Raw genomic sequence first — 19,332 nt, forward strand, 5'->3', positions numbered from 1 at the left:
GCGTCCCGAGGTCTGAGATGTCGATGGCGGTCAGCTTGCAGCTTATGCGTGCCGAAGCGGCGGCGAACATTTTTTTCAACCAGGCGAACAAGGAGAGATGCACGTTCCTTTAATCTATCAATTTTGTAGACAATAGTTGGGGCAACGCAAAGAGAGGAAAAACCATGTCAGGTTTCAAACTCGTCGGCATCGCTGGCAGCTTCAACCGTCCATCGAAGACATTGGCACTTGTGCGGCACGTCGCCGAACGTGCGAGCATTCGCTACGGATTTACCAGCAAGAGCTATGATCTCAATGATGTCGGTCCGTCGCTGGGCAGCGCTTTGTGGCGAAAGGATCTCGACGCGCAGGCCAGGCATGTCATCGACGAGATCGTGCAGGCCGATGCCCTGATCATCGGCTCGCCGACCTACAAAGGCTCTTATCCCGGCCATTTCAAGCACCTCATCGACCTGATCGACCCCCACGAACTTCGGGGCAAGCCGATCATCATCACGGCGACCGGCGGCGGTGACCGGCATGCGTTGATGGTCGAGCATCAGCTTCGGCCGCTGTTCGGTTTTTTCATGGCCCATACCTTACCGACCGCCGTTTATGCGTCCGATCGCGATTTCACAGACTATGCGGTCTCATCCGATCCGCTTTTGGCCCGCATCACCGACGTGATCGGCGAATTGGCGGCTTTCTTTCCGGGCGCAAATCCGGCTCTGGCGGCAGCCGAGTAGGGATCGTCGCGATGGCTTGATCTCAGGAAGCGACGATCACCGATGCGGAAAGGCCGGGGCCAAGCGATCAATTGTGGAGCGTCTTCGAATTCGCCCGACGATATCGTCTCGCCAAACGCGAAGAGAACCGCCTGCTGATGCTCTACGGACCGACGGCATCGCTTCACGTTCTACTCGCCAATGCACAACGTCATTCGCTGATTTCCTAACCGAAGAATACCGGTTCCCGACAGGAGGTTCGCATGAAGCTTGATTTCCACTTCTGGCCAAAACTCACGATTGGCCGGCTGCTAGAGCCGAAGACGCCGGCTGCGCGCGAGCCTCTAAACGGATTGTTCGCGCGGGATGAAGAGCGCGACCGGTCCGCCCGCGAATACGAACTCCACTATTGGGGCGCGATGCCCGGCCTTTGGTATTGAGGAGAATTGTGTGATGGCGATTGTCGTTGAGACCGACCTGCGTCGGCACGGTGCGAGAAGAGCGGAAGGCAGCATCATGCCGCATTTCAGGCATGCGGCCGGAATCTGCACGATCGTCAGCTCCTTTACATTCCTGTTCGCCCTGGTGATCGGGTGGATCTGATGAGTGATGTCCGATGTTTGCCCCGATCGGGAAAAAGACCGACGCGCAGCTTCAGAGAGGATGCCGTCAGATGATCGATGTACTTATTCTTCCCGGGCTTTTCGGCTCGGGAGAAGGGCATTGGCAACAGCACTGGCTGCAGGATCAGCCTGGCAGTCGTTGCGTCGCTCAGGACGACTGGGATCATCCGAACCTTGACAACTGGCTGCTGCGATTGGAAGGCGCGCTTGAAGAGGCCGGCGAGGCCTATCTGGTTGCCCATAGTCTCGGATGCCTGCTTGCCGCCCGCTTGGCCGGGCGAAGTGCAGCGCGGCGCGTCAAGGGAGCATTGCTCGTTGCTCCATGCGATCTGCCGGCCACGGAAAACCTGCATCCCGGGCATATCTCGTTTGGCGCCATGCCGACGGCGCCTTTGCCTTTTCCGAGCATCGTCGTCGGCAGCATGAACGATGCCTACATGACGGTCGATCGGCTGACCCTGTTCGGCCGCTTGTGGAACGCCGAGACCAGGAATATCGGCCTTGCCGGGCACATCAATGTCGCCAGCGGCTTTGGCCGCTGGCGCAACGGCTACCGATTGTTGGAGGGCTTGAAGACGCAAACGCGCGGTCGAAGGCATGTCGTTTCCATGCCGCCGGCTTTTGCTATGTGAGTGGAATCGCAATGTCCGACATTGTCGCCGACCTGCTGCGCCTTAGCGAAGATCCGAATGCCGACCCGAGGACCAGGCGCCGCCAAACCATGGAGCGGCTGGTGCAGACGCTGCTCGCCATGGCAGCTACCGAAATGGGATCGGAAGATCCGCAGCATCGCCATTCCATCATTCATTTGACGACGATCATCCGCGAGATGACGGGAAGGATCGCCGAGGCAGATGATGCGACGTTTTCGGCAATCGTCAGGGAGGCCGCGATGCTGATACGCAGCCTGCAGCGGCGCCAGGCCGATGCGGCCAGATTTACGGTGCACTGACGCATGGCGGAGATTCGGGAGCACAATCAGTCGGCGGTCCACGGAAGCAAACTTTTGATGACCGGATCAACAATGGCTCTGACGGACGAACTCGTATCGCTGAGCCTTCGCCCCGCGATCGATGTCGGCCCCGAGCCACATCGAAAACCGCTGACCGAAGCCGAGGTGGAGATGCTCGCCAACCGGCTTCTCCATGAGTCTACCGGCGCGCCGCTTTGGATCTTCGCCTATGGATCATTGATATGGAAGCCGGACTTCGACGCCGTCGAATCGCAGCATGGCGCAACAAGAGGCTGGCATCGCTCCTTCTGCCTGCAGATGACCCGCTGGCGGGGAACCCAGGCCCAGCCGGGTCTGATGATGGCACTTGACCGCGGTGGACGTTGCAACGGCATCGTCTTCAGGCTTGCCGATGATGATCGCCTTGGTCAGATTCGGCGGTTGATCCGCCGTGAAGTCGGCACGATCGAAGACGCTGCGACGGTTCGTTGGATCCCTGTCGCGACCGCACACGGGCTCGTGCGCGCGCTGGTCTTTTGGGCTGGCCCGAAGGGCGAGCGCGTTTCCCGAAAATTGCCGCTGGAGACGGTGGCGCAGGTGCTTGCGAGAGCCTGCGGCCACATGGGTTCCTGCGCCGAATATCTGTATCTGACGGTGAAACATCTGGAAGAACGTGGCATCCGGGACCGCAATTTATGGCGGCTTCAGAAGCTGGTCGCAGCCGAGCTCGTCGCCATACACGGGCTGAACGCGGCGGCGGGAAACCATTGAATATCGCTCCCTGCCGCCCTCCGGTCAGAGCTTGCCCTTCCAGGGCACGAGGTACGCCTCCAGAAACCGGATGGCGGCCGAGAAGGTGAACGCGCAGATCGCGATGATGCCGATACCGACGAAGACGACGTCGGTCGCCAGGAACTGTGAAGCCGACATGATCATGAAACCAATCCCGCGCGTGGAGGCGATCAATTCAGCCGCAACCAGCGTACCCCAGCCGACACCGAGCGCAATTCGAATGCCGGTGAGAATCTCGGGCAGGGCCGACGGGAGGACGATGTCCAGGAAGAGCTGCAGCCGGCTCGCGCCCAGCGAACGCGCGGCATTGACGCGCTCGATCGGCAGCGCACGGACGCCGGCCTGGGCCGAGAGGCAGATCGGTGCGAACATCGCAAGCACCAGCAGCGTGATCTTCGACGTCTCGCCGATGCCGAGCCAGATGATCATCAGCGGCAGGTAGGAGAGCGGCGGAAGCGGCCAGTAAAACTCGATCGGCGCATCGAGCACCCCTTTTGCCCAGCGATTCAGGCCCATGAGCAATCCGAGAGGGATGCCGGCGGAGACGGCGATGAGGGCGGCGACCACGATGCGGAACAGGCTTGCAAAAACATGCTCGGACAGCGACGCTCCTGCGTAACCGTCGCGATAGATGGCGCCGATCTGTGTCAGCACCTCGTCAGGACGCGGCAGAAACAGGTGTGGAACGACACCGAGCGCGGAGACGACCCACCACAGCAGCAGTATGGCCAGCGCTGTCGCAATGCTGATGGCCACCGTCGATTTCTCGCCGGCTCCAAAGCCCGCCATTTTCACCAGCTTGACCTGATGGTCCTCTCTATCCGCCGCAATCGGCGGGGCCTGCACTATATCGCTCATGCGGCGCTCCTGAGGTCTTCGGTGCTGTGGAGAATGGCGCGGATCTCCTCGCGCAGCTCGGCAAATTGCGGTGACGCCTTGATCGATCGGGCGTCGCCGGTTTCTGCGAAGCGGCGAACGAAATCCAGATCGAAGCGTGCAACGACGCGCCCCGGTCGAGGTGACATGACCAGGACCTGCGTGCCCAGGAACAAGGCCTCTTCAATAGAGTGCGTGATGAAGAAGACCTTCTTTGCCGTCTTATCCCAGATGGAAACCAGCAGTTCCTGCATCTGCTCGCGCGTCAAGCTGTCGAGCGCGCCGAACGGCTCGTCCATCAGCAGGATGTCGGGATTTGTCGCCAGAGCGCGTGCGATGCCGACACGCTGGCGCATGCCGCCCGACAGCTCGTAGGGAAAAGCGCCGGCGAATTCGTCGAGACCGACAAGCCGGAGCAGCTCCAGGGCGCGTGCTTCGCGCTCCTTGCGCTTGACCCCGGCGAATTTCAAACCGAGGGCGACATTGTCGACCACCGATTTCCAGGGTAGCAGCGAGTCTTTCTGAAAAACGACGCCGCGGTCCGCGCCGGGTTGTTCGACCGCGCGGCCATCGAGCGTGATCCGGCCGTCCGAAAGCGGAAGGAAACCGGCAATCGCGTTGAGGAGGGTTGATTTGCCGCATCCCGACGCGCCGAGCGCGACGACGAAGCTCCGTTCGGGAATATCGAAGGAAACGCGATCGAGCGCGTGAACGGTCCGCCCGTCGCGGGCTGCGAAGTAAACGCTGGCGTGATCGACTTTAAGCATATTGCCGCTCGCACGTTAGACACCGGCGCGGCAAGCCGCGCCGGTGTCGGGGAGGATCAGTTGCTGACGCCGGTGAGGGCATCTGCGGTGACGAAGGCGCCGTAATTCGCCAGCACGTCGGAAACCTTGCCCTGCTCCTTCAGAAACGATGCCGTGTCCTTGAGGATCTTGCCGGCACCCGCCTTTTCGCCGCCGCCGAGCCATGCATCCGATGCCTGGACCTCAGGTGTCAGAAGCGTGAGGTTCTCCAGGGCCGAGGCCTGCTGATCGGCCGTTCCGCCGAGAAGCTTGGCAAGCGACTTGGCGTTGTCGCTGTCGGGACCCCAGGCGGATTTGTCCGATGCGAAGGATGCGTAGTATTTGTTGATGACCGAAGCGAAACCCTTCAGAAAGTCCGGGTTGTCGGCGGCAAACGTCGAGGTCGCGACCCAGGCGGAGAATGTTGGCGCACCCTTGTCTGCCACCTCCTTGGAGGTCACCAGAACCTTTCCGTTCTTCTTCAGTTCGGTCAGCGCCGGATCCCAGACGAAGCCGCCGTCGATGTCGCCGCGATTATAGCTGGCGACAATCTCAGGCTGAGGGATTGCGAAGACCTGAACGTCTTTTTCGGTCAGGCCCAGCGATTTGATCAGCGCCAGGAGTTGATAGTGGTCCGTGGATACTGGCGCGGCCGCGAGCTTCTTGCCCTTCAGATCATTCAGGCTTTCGATGCCGGAACCGTTGCGGACGACGAGGGCCTCGTCGATGCCCGAGATCGAGGCGAGGTAAAAGGCCTTGACCTCGAGCCCGCGTGACACAGCAGCCGCAAACGGGCTGGAGCCGACATAGCCGACCTGGACGTCGCCGGATGCAATGGCCGCAAAGATTTCGGCGCCCGAATTGAACCTGCGGAAGTCGATCTTGTATCCCGTCTCCTTGGCGAATTCGCCATTGGCGATCGCTACGGAAGACGGCAAGGCGTCGGTTTGATAGGCGACAACGACCTTCTTGTCCGCCGCTTCGGCGACAACAGCCGTTGCAAGAGTGCCGACGCCGACGGCGATTGCTGCAACCAAATTCCTGAAATTCATCTTGAGCCCCTTTGTTCAGGGCCGCATGGCCCTTGATCTCACCCTCAAAAGCCTAATGGTTGGGGAGGGGCTAGCGGGAGAAATAACAAACTATATTTATAGACTATAAGGATAATTGTTTTCGTGATTCTGCCGCTCGTGCGATCAGCAGGGACCGGTGAGCGACACGGGGCTTGAATGACGAAATGTCTCGATGACGTTCTGAGCTTCAGGGAGAATGCATTTGACATATGATGTTATCGTGGTCGGATCCGGTTTCTCAGCGATAGCGGTTACCTGCAATCTCATCGAGCAGCTTCCCGTTTCGGCGACGGTCGCCGTCGTCGGCGACGATCCCGGCTTCGGCCGCGGGACGGCGTACCGGACGGAGCTCTATCTCCATCGCCTCAATGTTCCCGCCGGCCGCATGAGCCTCTTGCCGCATCAACCCGATGACTTTGTCGACTGGCTGAAAGGTCATGGACGCCAGCTGCAGGCCGGCGATTTTGCCTCGCGCAGCGATTACGGTCTTTATGTCCGCGATACGCTTGCGCGGCTGCTTCGAGAACGGAACGGCCGTTGCCGGGTCGATTTCATCAAGGCCAAGGCGGCGGGATGCGTGGAACGGTACAGCAGTACGCTGACCTTCCATCTCGGCAACGGCGACGAGATTGCCGGCAAGAACGTGGTGCTCTGCCTCGGCGTCGGGAACGCGACCCTTCCGGTCGCTCCGGATGGCGTCCCGGCATCGCTGCGATCGCGGATCATCGAGAACCCGTGGCGGCTTTCCTGGCTGAGGCGCGTCGCACCATCCGATGCGGTGTGTATCCTCGGATCCGGTCTGACGATGATCGATCAGGTCCTCGCGCTTCGCGCCCATGGCCACAGCGGCAAGATCGATGTGCTTTCGCGGCGCGGGCTTGCACCGCTCGGACACGCGCGGAAGCCGCCGGCGCCTCTGCCGATCGACGTTCACATGCTTCCGGACACGATCAGCGGCATATTGAAGACCCTGCGGGCAAAGAGCAGGACGGTTGCCGACTGGCGAGCCGTGATGGACGGTCTGAGGCCTGCAACGCAGGCTCTCTGGCAACGGCTTTCGAGCAGGGAGCGGGCACGCTTCCTCAGGCATGCGCTTCCCTGGTGGAATATTCATCGTCACCGGGTCGCGCCGGACGTATACGACAGGTTTGAGAAACTGGTCTTGGACGGAACCGTTCGTTTCCACGCGGGCTTCCTGAAATCGCTCGGGGCCGAGGAGGGCCTGCTCGTTGCCAGCTACAGGGTCAGGGCGGCGCGCGAGATCGCCGAGATCAGGGCGGACTGGCTCGTCAATTGCACCGGAATGGAGCGGGCCGGGATCAGTCATTCACCGCTTTTGAAGGAAATGAGCCGCTTTGAGTTGATCGTCCCCGATCCTCTTGGCCTCGGGATCCAGGTGGATGCCGCTTCCGAGGTCATAGCCCCGTCCCGGATCTCGCCGGCCCGACTGTTTGCGGTCGGCGCCCTGACGGCGGGGCAATTCTGGGAGATCACCGCCGTTCCGGATATCCGGGTGCAGGCCAAGGCCGTGGTCGAGGAGATCGTTTCAAGAGGCTAGCTCCTGACGTGCATGCAGCAGAGCGTCCTTTGCGTGCCTGTACGGCAGGTGGCACGGCGCTTGTTGAATTGCCGGCCGCCGACAGCTACAGTATCTGGTACGCCATAATACGATTCTTGCATTCGGCCGCGGCGGCGGAAGTTGAGCGTGCAAAGTCCAACACTGAGGTAGACAATGAGCGGTGCTCTGAAGGACGCAATTCGAGTCGAGCGTCCTGCAAAGACCTTGCGGGAACTGGCACTCGACAAGGTCCGCGAAGCCATCGTCAACGGATATTTCCGTCCCGGAGATCGCCTTGTCGAGCGTGACCTCTGCGCCCAGCTCGGCGTCAGCCGAACGGTCGTGCGCGAGGTTCTGAGGCATCTGGAATCGGAAGGGCTTGTCGCCAATCTGCCGAACAAGGGGCCGATCGTCGCGCAGCTCGATATCGACGAAGCCAAACAGATCTATGAGATCCGTGGCGCGCTGGAAGGCATGGCGGCGCGGCTGTGCGCGGAGCGCCGCAGCCCGGAGATCGTCGCCGCGCTGGAGGAATCGCTGGCCGGGATCCGCAAGAGTTATCGCGACAACGACATGGCGGCTGTGCTGACGAACACCTCTTCCTTCTATCAGACGCTGTTCACCATGGTTGACAGGAACGTTGCCTGGGGTGTCGTCAATCTCCTCACCGTGCGCATAAACCACCTGCGCTCGATGACGATCAAGACGGAGAGACGTGGCATCGAAGGCCCGCTGCAGATGTCGAAGATCGTCGACGCCATCCGCCGCGGCGACGGCGAGGGCGCTTACCGGGCCGCGATGGATCACGTCGCCGCCGCAAGCGCGATCGCAGAAGCGGTGCTCTCCGCCAAGAAGCCTGCAGAATAAGCACGAGCGAGCCCTGCGGCTTCCCCGTAGGCCCCGGCAATGCACTCACCTCGGCTGTCGATATCACTCCATTCGCGATGATGTTCCGCGCTATTCAAATACTCCGCGCTTGACACCCCACTTTCTCCAATGTGATGGTATGCCATATTAAATAATATGTAAGGCGGTACCATGAACTGGGATGACCGTGACGTCTGGACTCAGCCTGCCTCCGCGGGGCGCCTCGTCGTTTGTCAGCTGACAACGCGTTGATAGGAAGAAAGCGTCGGCTGAGAGGCGAGAGCGCACATCCAAACCAAATCTCCGCCTTGGCCTGAGCTGAGTTCTCGCAGCAACCAGCTTGACACTCATATATTATGGTATACCATAATACGAAACTGAGAAATGAGGTGCTCGATGGCCATTCAAATTCGCAAGACGGGACTGCAGATCGAAACGACGCTGATCGAAGGCGGCAAGGCCGCGGCGGTGCCGCTGAAGCTGTTTACCGCCTTCGCGGTCGTGAAGAATCCCTGGGCCGGTCGCGGCTTCGTCGACGACCTCAAGCCCGAAATTCACGCAAGCGCTCCGGCCCTCGGCGAGTTGCTGACCAAGATGATCATCGATGCGGTTGGGTCCGGCGAGGCTGTCGAGGGATATGGAAAGTCCGCCGTCGTCGGCCTGGACGGCGAGATCGAACACGGGTCCGCGCTCATCCACACGCTACGTTTCGGCAATTTTTATCGCCAGGCCGTCGGCGCCAAGTCCTATCTCGCCTTCTGCAACACACGCGGTCCTGCCAATGCACCGATCATGATCCCGTTGATGGACAAGAACGATGAAGGCCGCCGTTCGCACTATCTGACCATCCAGACGTCGATCCCCGACGCGCCTGCTGCCGACGAGATCGTCGTGGCTCTCGGTGCTTCGATAGGCGGGCGCCCGCATCACCGCATCGGAGACCGCTACCAGGATCTGAAAGACCTGGGGCAGGATGTTGCCAATCCTGCGGGCGTTTAAGGGAGCTCTCTGAGATGCTGACAGCCGGATCGACCACACGCACCGCTGCAGCAACCAACGCCGCCGGTGCCTTGCCCCGAAAGACGACGGCAAGCGGAACTGCCTATCACGAGGTCGGCAGCGGTGAGCCGCTGGTTCTCATTCATGGCGTCGGCATGCGGCTCGAGGCCTGGGCTCCGCAGATCGCATTTCTGTCTGCAGGCCATCGCATTATCGCTGTCGACATGCCCGGACATGGCGAGAGCGCAAAGCTCCCAACGGGCAGTCGGCTCGAGGAGTTCGTCGACTGGTTCGCACGCTTTCTCGACGAGATGGCAATCGACAGGGCAAATGTTGCCGGGCACTCGATGGGCGCACTGGTTTCAGGAGGGGCAGCCGCAACATTTGGCGAGCGGATCAGCCGCGTCGCCTACCTCAACGGCGTCTACAGGCGTGACCCTGAAGCAAAGGCCGCCGTCCTTTCGCGCGCCGCGGCCATTCCGGTATCGGGCGTCGACAAGGAAGGTCCTCTGGCCCGCTGGTTCGGCGAAGATGCGGACAGCGTCACCGCGCGTGAATTGACGCGAAAATGGCTAAACCTCGTCGATCCCCAGGGATATGCCGTCGCTTACGCCGCCTTCGCGGGAGGAGACGCCACCTATGCTGACGGCTGGAAAGACGTGGCTGGCCCGGCCCTTTTTCTGACGGGATCCGATGATCCGAACTCGACGCCCTTGATGGCGACACAAATGGCCGAGCTTGCGCCGCGGGGCTACGCCCGCATCGTCGAAGGCCATCGTCATATGGTGAACCTGACCGCACCTGATATCGTCAATTCGCTGCTCGCTGAGTGGCTATCGTTCGGGGAGGATGAACGATGACAATCCAGACTGTCGACCCAAGAGCACTGCGAGATGCATTCGGGGCTTTTCCGACCGGGGTGACCGTCGTCACCGCCTGCGACGGGGAAGGACATCCGATCGGCTTCACAGCGAACTCCTTCACCTCGGTCTCGCTCAATCCACCGCTTCTCCTCGTCTGTCTCGCCAAGACGTCGCGCAATTTCGCCACCATGACCGGCGCACAGCATTTTGCGATCAACGTGCTTTCGGAAATGCAGAAAGACGTGTCGAACACCTTTGCACGCCCGGTCGAGGACAGGTTTGCGGCGGTCGAATGGGCGAAGGGATCGGCAGGCTGCCCGATATTCTCGAACGTTGCGGCTTGGTTTGAATGCGCCATGGAAGAGGTTATCGAGGCTGGCGACCACGTCATCTTGATGGGCCGCATCGAAGCTTTCGACAATAGCGGCCGCAACGGTCTCGGCTATGCGCGTGGCGGTTATTTCACGCCGACGCTCGCAAGCAAGGCGGTGTCGGCGGCAAGCGAAGGCAATATGGAACTTGCAGCCGTTGTCGAACGCCGCGGGGAAGTTCTGCTGCTCGGCGAGGATGTGCTCTCCCTGCCGAGCGTCGACGCCCATGACGGCAGCCCGACCGAGGCACTGCAAAAATACCTGGAAACGCTCACCGGCTTGAAAGTCAGCATCGGTTTTCTCTATTCGGTTTATGAGGGCAAGAGCGACGGCAAGCAGCACATCGTCTATCACGCCGTTGCCGGAGAGGGCGAGCCTGCCGGCGGCAGGTTCCTGAAGCCTGACGCATTGGTTGCGGCAAAGTTCAAGACCAGCTCGACTGCCGATATCGTCAACCGTTTTGCGATGGAAAGCTCGATCGGCAATTTCGGCGTCTATTTCGGCGACGAGACCGGCGGCACCGTTCACCCAATTCCAGCCAAGGACGCAAAAGCATGAAGTTCTCCCTCTTCGTCCATATGGAACGGCTCGACGCCAGCCAAAGCCATAAGAGCCTCTACGAGGAATTCGTCGCGCTCTGCGAGATCGCCGACAAGGGCGGCATGCACGCGATCTGGACGGGCGAGCACCATGGCATGGATTTCACCATTGCGCCCAATCCGTTCGTGACCATTGCTGATCTCGCGCGCCGCACATCGCGGGTGCGGCTCGGAACGGGGACGGTGATTGCCCCCTTCTGGCATCCGATCAAGCTTGCCGGCGAGGCGGCCATGGCCGACATCATCTGCGATGGAAGGCTCGATATCGGTATCGCGCGGGGGGCCTATTCCTTCGAATATGAGCGCCTGCTGCCCGGGCTCGATGCCTGGGGTGCCGGCCAGCGCATGCGCGAGCTCATCCCGGCCGTCAAGGGCGTATGGGCCGGCGACTACGCGCATGATGGGGAATTCTTCAAGTTTCCGTCGACCACCTCGGCGCCGAAGCCGCTGCAGCAGCCGAACCCGCCCATATGGGTGGCGGCGCGCGATCCGAACTCGCACGAATTTGCCGTCGCCAACGGCTGCAACGTTCAGGTCACGCCACTCTGGCAGGGCGACGACGAGGTTCGATCGTTGATGGAGCGCTTCAACGACGCCTGCGCGAAGAATTCCGAGATCGAGCGGCCCAAGATCATGTTGCTGCGCCATACCTATGTCGGCTCGTCAGAGGACGATGTCGCCCAGGCCGCCCATGAGCTCAGCGTCTACTACAATTACTTCTTCGCCTGGTTCAAGAATGAGAAGCCGATTGCCCAGGGTCTGATCGAGCGCATTCCGGACGAGCAGATCAGAGCAAACGCCATGCTGTCGGACCAGGTCATGCGCACCAACAATGTCGTTGGCGACGCTGAGACTGTCATCACCCGGCTCAAGGCGTATGAAGCACTCGGCTATGACGAATATTCCTTCTGGATCGACACCGGCATGAGCTTCGAGCGCAAGAAGGCGTCGCTCGAGCGCTTCATCACCGAGGTCATGCCAGCATTTCAGGAGTAAGACCATGCGGCGCTTCCAGCACTATATCGACGGCGAATTCTCAGATGGCGAGGCTAGCTATCCGAGCATCGATCCCGCCTCCGGCACGGCCTGGGCTGAGATGCCCGAAGCGCGCGAGGGGGATGTCGATCGGGCTGTCAACGCGGCCGACAAGGCACTTTACGACGGCGCCTGGCCGAAAATGACGGCCACCCAACGCGGCAAGCTGCTCTACAAGCTGGCCGATTTGGTTGCCGCCAACGCGCAGGTGCTGGCTGAACTGGAGACGCGCGACACCGGCAAGATCATCCGCGAGACATCTGCGCAGATCGCTTATGTCGCCGAATACTATCGCTACTATGCCGGCATCGCCGACAAGATCGAAGGCGCCTACCTGCCGATCGACAAGCCTGACATGGATGTCTGGCTTCGCCGTGAGCCGATCGGCGTCGTTGCGATGGTCGTGCCGTGGAACAGCCAGCTCTTCCTGTCCGCGGTGAAGATCGGCCCGGCGCTGGCGGCCGGTTGCACGATGGTGGTCAAGGCTTCGGAAGACGGGCCGGCGCCGCTTCTCGAATTTGCACGGCTCGTGCACGAGGCAGGCTTTCCTGCCGGCGTCGTCAACATCATCACCGGTTTCGGCGCCTCCTGCGGCGCCGCCCTCGGCCGGCACCCGAAGGTCGCGCATGTGGCCTTCACCGGCGGCCCTGAAACCGCCCGGCACGTCGTTCGCAACTCGGCCGAAAACCTCGCCTCCACCTCGCTTGAACTTGGCGGCAAGTCGCCATTCATCGTCTTTGCCGATGCAGACCTCGAGAGCGCGGCCAACGCCCAGGTCGCGGGCATCTTCGCCGCGACAGGGCAGAGCTGCGTTGCCGGGTCACGGCTGATCGTCGAACGCAGCATCAAGGACAAATTCGTCGCCCTGCTTCGGGATAAGGCGGAAGCGATCCGGATCGGTGCTCCGCTCGATATGGCGACCGAAGTCGGCCCGCTTGCCACCAAGCGCCAGCAGGACAGTATCGGTGCCCTCGTCGCCAAGTCGATTGAAAGCGGCGCCCGACTCGTCACGGGAGGACGCAAGATCGACGGCGAAGGCTATTATTTCCCGCCGACGATTCTCGACTGCGACGATGTCGCCTCGCCCTCGCTGATCGAGGAGTTCTTCGGGCCGGTCCTGTCCGTCGTGTCGTTCGAGACGGAGGCCGAGGCGCTGCGGCTTGCCAACGATACCCGTTATGGCCTGGCTTCCGGCGTTTTCACCCATAACCTGACCCGGGCGCACCGGCTGATGAAGGGGCTCCGTGCTGGGATCGTCTGGGTCAATACCTACCGCGTGGTCTCTCCGATTGCGCCATTCGGCGGTTTCGGCCTGTCGGGCCATGGTAGGGAAGGCGGTATGGCCGCGGCGCTCGATTATACCCGTACCAAGACGATCTGGCTCAGGACATCGGACGATCCGATCCCCGATCCCTTCGTGATGAGGTAGCGCCGATGTTTTACGAAATCCGCACCTATCGGCTGAAGAACGGCACCATCCCGCAATATCTCAAGGCCGTCGAGGAAGAGGGGATCGAGATCCAGAAGAGCCATCTCGGCACGCTCGTCGGTTACTTCTTTTCGGAGATCGGGACGATCAACGAGATCGTCCACATCTGGGCCTTTGCGAGCCTGGACGACCGGGAGGCGAGGCGCCAGAGGCTTCTTGCCGATCCCCGGTGGCAAGCCTTCCTGCCCAAGATCCGCGATCTGATTGAGGTGGCGGAAAACAAGATTATGAAGCCAGCTAACTTTTCTCCCAGGAGCGAGGCGCACTGACGGCATAAGGCATACCCGTAGGACAAACCAGAACAAGGATAAGGGAACATGAAAACAACATTTGCTTTCGCGGCAGTTGCCGCATTCGTGGCTGTGTCCGCACCGGCGCACGCCGACAACATGGTCTTTTCGAGCTGGGGAGGAACGACCCAGGACGCGCAGAAAGCCGCATGGGCCAGCCCGTTCACGGAGAAGACCGGTATCACCGTCGTACAGGACGGGCCGACGGATTACGGCAAGCTCAAGGCGATGGTCGAGGCTGGCCAGGTTACCTGGGACGTTGTCGACGTCGAAGGCGACTATGCCGCTCAGGCCGGCAAGAACGGCCAGCTGGAAAAACTCGATTTCTCCGTCATCGACAAATCCAAGCTCGATCCGCGCTTCGTGACCGACTATTCGGTCGGCAGCTTCTATTATTCCTTCGTGATCGGCTGCAATGCCGATGCCGTCAGCGCCTGCCCGAAGACCTGGGCGGATCTGTTCGACACGACGAAGTTTCCGGGAAAGCGCACATTCTACAAATGGTCGGCTCCCGGCGTGATCGAAGCGGCGCTGCTTGCCGACGGCGTGGCCGCCGACAAGCTCTACCCGCTTGATCTAGACCGCGCCTTCAAGAAGCTCGACACGATCAAATCGGATATCGTCTGGTGGTCGGGTGGCGCACAGTCGCAGCAGCTTCTGGCATCCGCCGAGGCTCCCTTCGGCAGTGTCTGGAATGGTCGCATGACCGCGCTTGCGGCGAGCGGTATCAAGACCGAGACCTCGTGGGAACAGAACATCACCGCTGCGGATTCGCTCGTCGTGCCGAAGGGTTCGCCGAACGCGGAAGCCGCGATGAAGTTCATTGCAATGGCGACCGCGGCCGAACCGCAGGCCGCCCTTGCAAAGGCCACCGGATATGCACCAATCAACGTTGACTCGGCCAAGCTGATGGATCCGGAGACGGCCAAGACCCTGCCGGATCGGCAGACGGCCAGCCAGGTGAATGCCGACATGAACTACTGGGCTGATAATCGCGATGCCATCGGCGAGAAGTGGTACGCCTGGCAGGCGAAATAGCCTGAAACTTAAGACGGATGGGCACGGCGAATGTTCGCCGTGCCTCCCGCAGCGTCGGTGCCCATTTGTTGGACCTCGGCGCCTGCGGAAATTGACGGGTGGGAAGGACTGTCATGGCGACATATAGCGATGCCTCCGGCGCAATTGCGCCCCTGCCAAAGGTGCGCAGGGCAACAGGTTTTGGCGGGGTCCTTCCGGCTCTCGCCTTCGTGACGATCTTTTTCATCGCGCCGGTGGCGGTGCTCTTGTTGCGAAGCGTTCTGGAACCCGTGCCGGGCTTTGGAAACTATGCGCAGCTGATCGGGTCCGCGACCTATCTCAAGATCTTCGCCAATACCTTCATCGTCTCGGGTCTCGTCACGGTGATTTCGCTGCTGATCGGATTTCCCGTTGCCTGGGCGCTGGCAATCATGCCCGGGCGCCTGACCTCGGTGATCTTTGCGATCCTGCTCCTGTCAATGTGGACCAACCTGCTTGCCCGCACCTATGCCTGGATGGTGCTTTTGCAGCGGACGGGGCTGATCAACAAGATGCTGATCGGAATGGGGCTGATCGACAAGCCCTTAGCACTCGTCAATAATCTGACCGGGGTCACGATCGGCATGACCTATATCATGCTACCCTTCATCATCCTGCCGCTCTACGGCGTGATCAGGAAGATCGACCCGTCGACCCTGCAGGCGGCAGCACTTTGCGGCGCCAATCGGTGGCAGTGCCTGACCCGTGTCCTGCTGCCTTTGGCCATGCCCGGCATGGCAGCCGGTGCCCTCATGGTTTTCGTCATGTCGCTTGGTTATTTCGTCACGCCATCGCTTCTCGGCGGCACTGCGAACATGATGCTCGCAGAGCTGATCGCGCAATTCGTGCAGTCGCTGGTCAACTGGGGAATGGGAGGTGCCGCGGCGCTGGTGCTCCTCGTGGTGACCCTGCTGCTTTATGCCGTGCAGCTGCGCTTCGTCGGCAACCAGAACCCGGGAGGGCGTTGACATGTTGCTCAATTTCGACCGGCTCGGCTGGTGGAAATATATCCTGCTGGCGATCACGCTTCTGACTGCGGCCTTTCTGCTGCTGCCGATCGTCTTTATCGCGGCGCTCTCCTTCGGCTCCTCGCAGTGGCTGATCTTTCCGCCGCCCGGCTGGACGTTTCAGTGGTACAGCCAGCTCTTTGCCGATCCGCGCTGGCTGGAATCGGCCTGGACGAGCTTCAAGATTGCGGTCATCGTGACGATCCTGTCGGTGCTCCTCGGGCTCGTGACTTCCTTCGGGCTGGTGCGCGGTTCGTTCCTGTTCCGCGATGCGCTGAAAGCGCTGTTTCTGACGCCGATGATCCTTCCCGTCGTGGTTCTTGCGGTCGCCCTTTATGCCTTCTTTCTGAGGATCGGCCTCGGCGGCACGTTGGCAGGCTTCGTCATTTCGCACCTCGTTCTCGCGCTGCCCTTCTCGATCCTCTCGATCTCAAGTGCGCTGGAGGGCTTCGACAAGTCGATCGAGGACGCGGCGGTTCTGTGCGGTGCCTCGCCTCTGGAAGCAAAGATCAGGGTCACCCTGCCGGCGATCAGCCATGGGCTGTTTTCGGCGGCAGTCTTTTCGTTCCTGACATCCTGGGATGAGGTGGTGGTGGCGATCTTCATGTCCAGCCCGACCCTGCAGACGCTGCCGGTAAAGGTATGGGCGACGCTGCGGCAGGACCTGACGCCGGTTGTCGCCGCGGCGTCGACCCTTCTCATCCTTTTGACGATCATCTTGATGGCGCTGGTTGCCGTCGTACGTAAGGTACTGAAACAATGAGAGAACCATTCCTTCAGATCTGCGGAATACGCAAGGAATACGGCCCGGTCGTCGCCGTCCACGACGTCAATCTCGACGTTCGGCGCGGCGAGTTTCTGACCTTTCTCGGACCGTCCGGATCCGGGAAAAGCACGACGCTTTATATCCTGGCTGGTTTTGAAACGCCGACGAAGGGCGACATCACGCTGGAGGGCAACACCCTGCTCGCGACGCCATCGCACAAGCGCAACATCGGCATGGTGTTCCAGCGCTACACCCTGTTTCCGCATCTCACGGTTGGTGAAAACATCGCATTCCCGCTGAAGGTCAGGCGCAAGTCCAAGGCCGAGGTCGACAGCAAGGTGAAGGAGATGCTGCGCCTCGTCCGGCTCGAAGGCTTCGAGGATCGCAAGCCTGCGCAAATGTCCGGCGGTCAGCAGCAGCGCGTCGCCCTTGCCAGGGCTCTTGCCTATGATCCGCCGGTGCTTCTGATGGACGAGCCTCTGTCGGCGCTCGACAAGAAGCTGCGCGAGGAAATCCAGCATGAGATACGCCGGATCCACCAGCAGACCGAAGTGACGATCCTCTATGTCACGCATGACCAGGAGGAGGCGTTGCGGCTCTCCGACCGCATCGCCGTCTTTTCCAAGGGCGTCATCGACCAGATCGGCACGGGGCCGGAACTCTACGCCAATCCGCGGACCCGCTTCGTTGCCGAATTCATCGGCGACAGCGATTTCATTTCATGCGACCTGCTGTCATCCTCCGATGGGAAGGCCACCATTTCGCTTGGCGGCGGCAGCGTCTTCAATCATATTCCGGTGCATGGAAAAGGAACCTCCGGGACGAGGGCAGCCCTGATGCTGAGGCCTGAGCGCATTCGATTGTCGCGCGCCCAGGCGGTGGGAGCCGGTCTTGCCGCAACGGTCAGCGACATTACCTTCCTCGGCAACAATATTCACGTCTCGACCGAGACGGCGACAGGCGAGGCACTGGCAGTTCGCCTGCCGTTCGGTCACGAGGCTATCTCGGGGCTCAGTCGTGGCGATATAGTCCATCTGAATTTCGATCCCGGTGCCGCTCACGTATTCTGTTGAAAGTTGTCATATGAAGCTCAATGATCCCTCGCTGTTCCGTCAGGCATGCCCCATCGCCGATCGCTGGATCGAAGCGGAAGGCCGCAAGGCGGCGACGGTCCGCAATCCGGCGACAGGCGAGCCGCTGGGGGTCGTCCCCGACCTCGGTGCGGCGGAAACGGAGGACGCCATCCGCGCCGCCGTGATTGCCCAGAAGCTTTGGGCGAAGAAGACCGCCGGCGAGCGCGCCGCCGTCCTCAAGACATGGCACCGCCTGATGATCGAAAACCGCGACGATCTGGCGATGATCCTGACGCTGGAGCAGGGAAAGCCGCTGGCCGAGGCCAAGGGGGAGATCACCTATGGGGCGAGCTTCATCGAATGGTTCGCGGAAGAGGCGAGGCGCATCAACGGCGAGACCATCCCCGGGCATCAGGCCGACAAGCGGATCCTCGTCTTGCGTCAGCCTGCAGGCGTGGTGGCGGCGATCACGCCCTGGAACTTTCCGAACGCGATGATCACCCGCAAGATTGGCCCTGCGCTGGCCGCCGGCTGTGCCGTCGTTCTCAAGCCGGCGCTGCAGACGCCATTCTCTGCCATCGCCATCGCCATTCTCGGTGAGCGTGCCGGCCTGCCGCCGGGGCTTCTCAACATCGTCACGGGTGACGCAGCGGCAATTGGCGGGGCGCTGACGGGAAGCCGTGACGTTCGGGTCCTGACATTCACGGGCTCCACCCGGACGGGCGAGCTGCTTTACCGGCAATGCGCGCCGACGATCAAAAAGCTCGGTCTTGAACTTGGCGGCAATGCACCCTTCATCGTGTTCGACGACGCCGATCTCGACGCTGCCGTCGAAGGCGCCATCATCGCCAAGTTCCGCAACAACGGCCAGACCTGCGTCTGCGCCAATCGGCTTTATGTCCAGGACGGCGTCTATGAGGCATTTGCCGCCAAGCTCGCCGCGGCGGTTTCGGGCTTGAAGGTCGGCAACGGTCTCGACCGTGACGTCGTGCTCGGACCGCTGATCGACGACAATGCCGTCGCCAAGGTCGAAAGCCATATCCGCGACGCCGTCTCAAAGGGCGCCGGGATCGTTTCCGGGGGCAAGCGCCACGCGCTTGGCGGCCATTTCTTCGAGCCGACGATCCTGCGCGATGTCGCAGCCGGCATGCAGGTCGCACGCGAGGAAACCTTCGGGCCGCTCGCGCCGCTTTTTCGCTTCCGCGACGAACAGGACGTCATCGAACAGGCAAACGACACCGAGTTCGGACTTGCTTCATATTTTTACGCTCGCGATCTGTCGCGGGTATTTCGTGTGGCCGAAGCGCTCGAATACGGGATGGTCGGCGTCAATACCGGTCTTGTCTCCACGGCCGAGGCTCCGTTCGGCGGCGTGAAAATGTCGGGTCTCGGCCGCGAAGGGTCGAGGCACGGATTGGATGAATACACCGAACTCAAATATGTATGCCTGGGCGGCATTGCCTGAACTGGTCGATGTTTGCAGTTTGCCGCAAAGAAAGACGAGAACGCATCGGCAAACGGTTTTTCCGATGCGTTCCGTTAATCCTCAAAGCT

Annotated in this window: 22 protein-coding genes; 19 read left to right on the forward strand and 3 right to left on the reverse strand. The window is 61.1% G+C overall.

From position 1 onward, the window contains the following. Nucleotides 1-164: 164 nt before the first annotated feature. The 6 genes from msuE to ACS4RR_RS26550 all read left to right on the forward strand — a co-directional run bounded on the left by msuE (nt 165) and on the right by ACS4RR_RS26550 (nt 3,050). The gene (gene msuE / locus ACS4RR_RS26525) at nt 165-725 is read left to right on the forward strand and encodes an FMN reductase (protein WP_260112098.1); all 561 of its coding nucleotides are present in this window, start codon (nt 165-167) and stop codon (nt 723-725) included. A 242-nt stretch (nt 726-967) separates the two neighbouring features. Then, on the forward strand, nt 968-1,144 hold the full coding sequence (locus tag ACS4RR_RS26530; RefSeq protein WP_020047759.1) for a hypothetical protein: 177 nt from the start codon (nt 968-970) through the stop codon (nt 1,142-1,144). A gap of 13 nt (nt 1,145-1,157) precedes the next feature. Further along, nucleotides 1,158-1,307 (forward strand): hypothetical protein, encoded by a 150-nt coding sequence (locus ACS4RR_RS26535; RefSeq protein ID WP_456190420.1) that lies wholly within the window; start codon nt 1,158-1,160, stop codon nt 1,305-1,307. A gap of 70 nt (nt 1,308-1,377) precedes the next feature. Then, a complete protein-coding gene (locus ACS4RR_RS26540) occupies nt 1,378-1,959 on the forward strand; it encodes an RBBP9/YdeN family alpha/beta hydrolase (RefSeq protein WP_128460114.1) in 582 nt (193 codons plus the stop codon). Between the two features lie 11 nt (nt 1,960-1,970). Beyond that, nucleotides 1,971-2,279, forward strand: a complete 309-nt coding sequence (locus ACS4RR_RS26545) for a hypothetical protein (protein WP_029873502.1) — start codon at nt 1,971-1,973, stop codon at nt 2,277-2,279. Nucleotides 2,280-2,282: 3 nt separating this feature from the next. Beyond that, nucleotides 2,283-3,050, forward strand: a complete 768-nt coding sequence (locus tag ACS4RR_RS26550) for a gamma-glutamylcyclotransferase (protein WP_260112099.1) — start codon at nt 2,283-2,285, stop codon at nt 3,048-3,050. A 24-nt stretch (nt 3,051-3,074) separates the two neighbouring features. Here the strand turns inward: ACS4RR_RS26550 and ACS4RR_RS26555 are convergent, their stop codons facing one another. Genes ACS4RR_RS26555 through tauA form a run of 3 tightly spaced genes read right to left on the reverse strand, consistent with a single transcriptional unit; the run spans nt 3,075 to nt 5,784 of the window. Continuing rightward, the gene (locus ACS4RR_RS26555; protein WP_029873500.1) at nt 3,075-3,929 is read right to left on the reverse strand and encodes an ABC transporter permease subunit; all 855 of its coding nucleotides are present in this window, start codon (nt 3,927-3,929) and stop codon (nt 3,075-3,077) included. Beyond that, nucleotides 3,926-4,714 carry a taurine ABC transporter ATP-binding protein gene (locus ACS4RR_RS26560; protein ID WP_029873499.1) on the reverse strand — a complete coding sequence of 263 codons (789 nt, stop codon included), beginning with the start codon at nt 4,712-4,714 and terminating at the stop codon, nt 3,926-3,928. Before ACS4RR_RS26560 ends, ACS4RR_RS26555 begins: the two co-directional genes overlap by 4 nt. Before the next feature lie 56 nt (nt 4,715-4,770). Further along, nucleotides 4,771-5,784, reverse strand: a complete 1,014-nt coding sequence (gene tauA / locus ACS4RR_RS26565) for a taurine ABC transporter substrate-binding protein (protein WP_260112100.1) — start codon at nt 5,782-5,784, stop codon at nt 4,771-4,773. A 217-nt stretch (nt 5,785-6,001) separates the two neighbouring features. On the opposite strand from tauA, the gene ACS4RR_RS26570 reads away from it, so the two are divergent. The 13 genes from ACS4RR_RS26570 (at nt 6,002) to ACS4RR_RS26630 (ending at nt 19,243) form a co-directional block, all read left to right on the forward strand. Further along, entirely contained in the window at nt 6,002-7,363 is a 1,362-nt protein-coding gene (locus ACS4RR_RS26570; protein ID WP_260112101.1) for an FAD/NAD(P)-binding protein, read from the forward strand. Between the two features lie 174 nt (nt 7,364-7,537). Next, nucleotides 7,538-8,230 (forward strand): GntR family transcriptional regulator, encoded by a 693-nt coding sequence (locus ACS4RR_RS26575; RefSeq protein ID WP_260112102.1) that lies wholly within the window; start codon nt 7,538-7,540, stop codon nt 8,228-8,230. A gap of 396 nt (nt 8,231-8,626) precedes the next feature. Next, nucleotides 8,627-9,229 (forward strand): amino acid synthesis family protein, encoded by a 603-nt coding sequence (locus ACS4RR_RS26580; RefSeq protein WP_260112103.1) that lies wholly within the window; start codon nt 8,627-8,629, stop codon nt 9,227-9,229. Nucleotides 9,230-9,243: 14 nt separating this feature from the next. Next, entirely contained in the window at nt 9,244-10,089 is an 846-nt protein-coding gene (locus ACS4RR_RS26585; protein ID WP_260112104.1) for an alpha/beta fold hydrolase, read from the forward strand. Further along, nucleotides 10,086-11,021: a flavin reductase family protein gene (locus ACS4RR_RS26590; RefSeq protein WP_170255408.1), complete on the forward strand. Its 936-nt coding sequence runs from the start codon at nt 10,086-10,088 to the stop codon at nt 11,019-11,021. The genes ACS4RR_RS26585 and ACS4RR_RS26590 overlap by 4 nt, the downstream gene beginning before the upstream one ends. Then, nucleotides 11,018-12,058 (forward strand): LLM class flavin-dependent oxidoreductase, encoded by a 1,041-nt coding sequence (locus ACS4RR_RS26595; RefSeq protein WP_162117473.1) that lies wholly within the window; start codon nt 11,018-11,020, stop codon nt 12,056-12,058. Before ACS4RR_RS26590 ends, ACS4RR_RS26595 begins: the two co-directional genes overlap by 4 nt. Before the next feature lie 4 nt (nt 12,059-12,062). Continuing rightward, on the forward strand, nt 12,063-13,526 hold the full coding sequence (locus tag ACS4RR_RS26600; RefSeq protein ID WP_260112105.1) for an aldehyde dehydrogenase: 1,464 nt from the start codon (nt 12,063-12,065) through the stop codon (nt 13,524-13,526). A 5-nt stretch (nt 13,527-13,531) separates the two neighbouring features. After that, nucleotides 13,532-13,855, forward strand: coding sequence for an NIPSNAP family protein (locus ACS4RR_RS26605; RefSeq protein ID WP_131715455.1), 324 nt, complete (start codon nt 13,532-13,534; stop codon nt 13,853-13,855). A 48-nt stretch (nt 13,856-13,903) separates the two neighbouring features. Further along, nucleotides 13,904-14,914, forward strand: a complete 1,011-nt coding sequence (locus ACS4RR_RS26610; RefSeq protein ID WP_456190421.1) for an ABC transporter substrate-binding protein — start codon at nt 13,904-13,906, stop codon at nt 14,912-14,914. Nucleotides 14,915-15,027: 113 nt separating this feature from the next. Continuing rightward, nucleotides 15,028-15,900: an ABC transporter permease gene (locus ACS4RR_RS26615; RefSeq protein WP_162117476.1), complete on the forward strand. Its 873-nt coding sequence runs from the start codon at nt 15,028-15,030 to the stop codon at nt 15,898-15,900. Between the two features lies 1 nt (nt 15,901). Next, nucleotides 15,902-16,702, forward strand: coding sequence for an ABC transporter permease (locus tag ACS4RR_RS26620; RefSeq protein ID WP_260112107.1), 801 nt, complete (start codon nt 15,902-15,904; stop codon nt 16,700-16,702). Next, complete coding sequence (locus ACS4RR_RS26625; protein ID WP_456190422.1) at nt 16,699-17,778, forward strand: ABC transporter ATP-binding protein; 1,080 nt, start codon at nt 16,699-16,701, stop codon at nt 17,776-17,778. Before ACS4RR_RS26620 ends, ACS4RR_RS26625 begins: the two co-directional genes overlap by 4 nt. 10 nt (nt 17,779-17,788) lie before the next feature. After that, nucleotides 17,789-19,243, forward strand: coding sequence for an NAD-dependent succinate-semialdehyde dehydrogenase (locus ACS4RR_RS26630; protein ID WP_456190423.1), 1,455 nt, complete (start codon nt 17,789-17,791; stop codon nt 19,241-19,243). Nucleotides 19,244-19,332 lie beyond the last annotated feature (89 nt).

The sequence above is a fragment of the Rhizobium zaerense genome (assembly GCF_051810725.1).
Taxonomy (GTDB): Bacteria; Pseudomonadota; Alphaproteobacteria; order Rhizobiales; family Rhizobiaceae; genus Rhizobium; species Rhizobium leguminosarum_I.